The following is a 4,245-nucleotide window of genomic DNA, read 5'->3' on the forward strand; positions in this document are numbered from 1 at the left end:
CGTCGAAATCCGAGTTGAGCACCAGCGGTCCTTTGAAAGCCGGTCGAATTTTCGCAGCGAGCGGATCGAGGTAGCCGACGCCGAAACTGCCGTTCAGCGGAGGCTCACGCAGTTCCAGGAATCCGATCCCTACCGCGGATAGCGCCTCGGCGGCCGCGACAAACAACGGCAAGGGATCGCTGTCACGCACGCCCTGGGTTTCGCCGTTGGGAGACAGACGAACGCTGGTACGGCCGGGACCCGCTACATCCGCGACAGCCCGGGTTGCCTCGATGAGAAGCCTGAGCCGATTCGAGATCGATCCGCCATACGCGTCGCTGCGGAAGTTGGCACTGTCTCGCAGGAATTGATCGATCAGATAACCGTTCGACGCATGCAGCTGTACGCCGTCGAAGCCGACCTGCAGCGCATTCCGCGCTGCGGCGGCGAACTGCTCGACAACCGCGGGAATTTCGTTTATCTCGAGTGCGCGTGCCTGCGTGTAGGGCTGCTTGCCCGAGTAGGTATGAGCATGGCCGGGCGCCGTCGTCCCGGACGAGGAGACAGGCGGTGCGCCATTCAGAAAGCTCGGATGCACGACTCGCCCCATATGCCAAAGCTGAGCGATGATGCGACCACCCGCTTCGTGCACGGCATCGGTCACCGTGCGCCAGCCGGCAATTTGCGCAGTTGCCCACAGCCCGGTGGCGTAAGGCCATCCCAGGCCCTGCCGGGAGATGCCGATTGCCTCCGAGATGATGAGCCCCGCGGACGCACGCTGACTGTAATAGTCCGCCATCATCGCGGTCGGTACGTGTTCGCGCGTTCCCCGCGCACGCGTCATCGGCGCCATGAAGATACGGTTGGGCGCCTCAATCGCACCGAGTCGCAACGGATCGAACAGCGTAGGCACCCGAACCTCCTTCTCGTTTTTGCCAACGTGGAAATGCCGGCAACTCTTTATCCGACTCAGACAAGGCGAGCGCCGCCGTCGACATGAATCGTCTCGCCGTTCATGGATCCATTGCTCATGACGAACACCACGGCAGCGCCCACTTCTTCGGCGGTTCCCAAACGGTGCAGCGGCAATTTGTCCTTCAATGCGTTGACGTACGCGTCACGACCTTCGCCGAGCGTGCGAGCCAGCAACGGTGTATCGGTGGTGCCGGGCGAAACGGTGTTGACACGGCGAGGCGCAAGTTCGAGAACCAGCCCCCTGGCCAGCGCCTCCATCGCGGCCGACGCGGACGCAAGAATGGCTGTGCCATAGGCGTTGGGTCGATCGGCCAACACGCCGGAAATGAACGTGACGGAGGCATCGGCCGCCAGACGGTCACCCAATGCGCGCAAGGTATGGACGGCTGCCCAAACGCGCTCGTCGAACGCCCGCCGTAGATAGTCGACGTCCGCCTCGAGTACCTTGCCTGCCACGAAGGTTCCCGCGAGGAGAACGAGATGGTCGACGTGAGCGATGTCCGCCAATGCCGCGACGATGGTCTCCGGCTTGGTCACGTCGGCGCTCCGCCAACCCGCGAATCCATTCTCGATCGCGACCTGTTCGGCGCCCTCCGGGTTGAACCCGACAACCGTGACGCTTGCACCGGCGGCCTTGGCCTGTTTGGCCGCGGAAAGGCCGATTCCGGACGTTCCGCCGAAGATGAGGACGGACTTGCTCTCGAGTGAATGCGAATCGAAATCGGAGTTCATGAAGTGGGCCCTGTCAGCCGGCGCAACTCAAGACGGCGCCGTGCAGAGCACTCTATACTTGGCAGCGGACATTGATAATCAGCGCCGCATTCGCTTCTATATTTCCGCCATGGAACAAATCAGCCTGGACCGCCTCACCGGTCTCATCGCATTTAGCCGCGCGGCATCGTTAGGAAGCTATTCGGCTGCAGCGCGCGCGCTTGGCGTAACGCCTTCCGCTGTGAGCAAAAGTATCCAGCGCCTGGAGCGTCACTTCGAGATCAAACTGTTCAACCGCACGACACGGTCATTGACGCTGACTTACGAGGGGCGCGACCTGCATGAACGCACGCTGCGCCTGCTGTCGGAAATGGAAGCGATCGAACAGGCTGCTGCCTCGGCGCGATCCGAGCCTGCGGGCATCCTGAAAGTGACCGCGCCGCTCCCGATCGGGGTCCATCTGATCGCGCCCGCCCTACCCGCGTTTCGTCAGCGCTTTCCAAAGCTGTCGCTCGACCTGCGCCTGGGCGATCATTTCGTCGACCTCGTCGGTGAAGGTATCGACGTGGCTGTTCGCGTGGGGGACCTCGCGGGCTCTCGTCTGGTCTCGCGAGCGCTTTCCCCTCACTACATCGGCGCCTACGCGTCTCCGGACTACCTTGCCAAACGCGGTGTGCCAAGACATCCCGACGACCTCGTGGATCACGATTGCGTGAACTTTCGCTTTCAAAGTTCGGGGCAAGTTCTTCGCTGGACCTTTGCCACGGGCGAAGCGTCGCTCAGCCTCACGCCGGATGCGGGCATCGTTGTCGATACCAGCGATGCGGTAGCTGCCGTCATGGCGGCAGGTGGAGGCGTGGGCATTTCACCGACGTATGTCGCTGCATCGTACGTTCGGCGCGGGGAGCTCGTGCCGGTCCTCACCGAGTTCGTCGAACCGCGCTCCACTATCACCGCGCTCTGGCCCGAGAGCCGCCGGAGTAGCCCGGCCGTCAAAGTATTCCTGGCATACCTGAAGAAAGTCTTTGCTTCGTATGCGGCAGGCCATTGACGACGTACCCGCTGTCGGCGCGCGCCGATGCCGGCCCACCGCATTGCGCTATGCAAATCCGTACAGCTTCGCCGGGTTCGTGACGAATATCCGCTGCTGCCAGTCCGGACGCCCGATCCACCCGGCGATCACGTCCAGCAGGCTTGCGTCGTCCGGCTTGTCCGTCTTCTGCGTCGGGTGCGGCCAGTCGGTGCCCCACAGCATGCGTTCCGGCGCCATGTCGATCAGCGCCTTCGCGACCGGCGCGACGTCGTCGTAGGCGGGCGCCCCCGTCTTGCTGTCGACGTACGGCCCCGACAACGTGATCCACGTATGGCCCTTTTCGACGAGGCGTTGCGCGGTGCGAAACGCGGCCGACGACAGCCCGCCGGGCTGCGGCACATGCGCGATATGGTCGATGACGAGCGGACAAGGCAGCACCGCAAGATGTGGCTCCAGCTCCGGGAGCCGCGCACCCTGCACCACCAGTTCGATATGCCAGCCGAGGTTCGCGATACGCGCGGCGAGCGGCGCCAGCATGTCGAGCGTCGTCGCGCCCGGATAGCTCAGGTTGAACCGGATCGCACGGATGCCGCCGCGATCGAGCGCCCGAAGTTCGTCGTCGCTCACGGTGCCGTCGACGACGGCCACGCCGCGCGCGTCGTCGCCGAACTGCGCAAGCGCCGCCAGCGTGCAGCGATTGTCCGTCCCGTACGTCGACGGCGTCACGACCACGTTGCGCTTCACGCCGATCCGCGCCTGCACGCGCCGGTATTGCGCGACGGTCGCATTCGGCGGGCGCAGCGTCGTGCCCGGAGCGACCGGAAACCGGTCGTCGTAGATGTGCATGTGGCAGTCGATCGCCCCTTCGGGCAATTGGAACACCGGCCGCTCGGTGCCGCTCGACCACGTTTCGTCGGCAGCGGCCAGCCTCGGCAATGCAGCCGAAGCCAGCGTCGCGCCGGCGATCCTGAGGAATTCGCGTCTCGCGATGCGCGCCATGATCAGATCGTCCCCGTCTTGCCGACCAGCTTGCCGGCCGCATGATTGCGCGTAAGCAGCAGCAGCGTCGCGACGCTCACGAGCGTGAGGATCGCGAGCGGCATCAACGCGAGCGCGTAGCTGCCCGTCGCCGCCTTCACCCACCCATACACGTTCACCATCAGCCCGCCGCCGAGCAGGTTCGCGATCGCATTGACCGTCGCGAGCCCGGCCGCCACGGTGCTGTTGGACAGCATGTCGGTGGCGAGCGCCCAGAACGGGCCCTTGAACGAATACGCGCCGACCAGCACCGCGCAGAGCATGCAGACCGTCGGCAGCAGCGATCCGCTCAGCGACGTCGCGAACAGGCCCACGCCGATCAGCAGCATCGGCACGACCGTATGCCAGCGCCGTTCGCCGACGCGGTCCGAGCGCCGCCCCCAGTACACCATCAGGACGGAGGCCACTGCGTACGGCACCGAGTTCAGCAGGCCGGTCTCCATGACGGTCAGGCCGAACGACTTCAGCAGCTGCGGCTGCCACACGGACAGCGTGCTGCCTGCCGCGGA

The 4,245-nt window shown here is 64.8% G+C and carries 5 protein-coding genes; 1 reads left to right on the plus strand and 4 read right to left on the minus strand.

What is annotated here, in order from left to right; genetic code table 11:
• A partial coding sequence (locus tag AC3IFE_RS20580; RefSeq protein WP_489191762.1) for an alkene reductase occupies positions 1 to 892 on the minus strand: 892 nt, incomplete at its 3' end.
• 56 nt (positions 893 to 948) lie between these two features.
• Positions 949 to 1,686 (minus strand): SDR family oxidoreductase, encoded by a 738-nt coding sequence (locus tag AC3IFE_RS20585; RefSeq protein ID WP_489191763.1) that lies wholly within the window; start codon positions 1,684 to 1,686, stop codon positions 949 to 951.
• 109 nt (positions 1,687 to 1,795) lie between these two features.
• Here AC3IFE_RS20585 and AC3IFE_RS20590 point away from each other — a divergent pair, with 109 nt between their 5' ends.
• Positions 1,796 to 2,716, plus strand: coding sequence for a LysR family transcriptional regulator (locus tag AC3IFE_RS20590; protein WP_489191797.1), 921 nt, complete (start codon positions 1,796 to 1,798; stop codon positions 2,714 to 2,716).
• Between the two features lie 48 nt (positions 2,717 to 2,764).
• Here the strand turns inward: AC3IFE_RS20590 and AC3IFE_RS20595 are convergent, their stop codons facing one another.
• Both AC3IFE_RS20595 and AC3IFE_RS20600 read right to left on the minus strand, forming a co-directional pair.
• The gene (locus tag AC3IFE_RS20595) at positions 2,765 to 3,697 is read right to left on the minus strand and encodes an amidohydrolase family protein (protein WP_489191764.1); all 933 of its coding nucleotides are present in this window, start codon (positions 3,695 to 3,697) and stop codon (positions 2,765 to 2,767) included.
• A 2-nt stretch (positions 3,698 to 3,699) separates the two neighbouring features.
• Positions 3,700 to 4,245, minus strand: a 546-nt coding sequence (locus tag AC3IFE_RS20600; RefSeq protein WP_489191765.1) for an MFS transporter, incomplete at its 5' end; no start/stop codon positions are given.

This window comes from Burkholderia sp. APQ4-4ca (genome assembly GCF_057837105.1).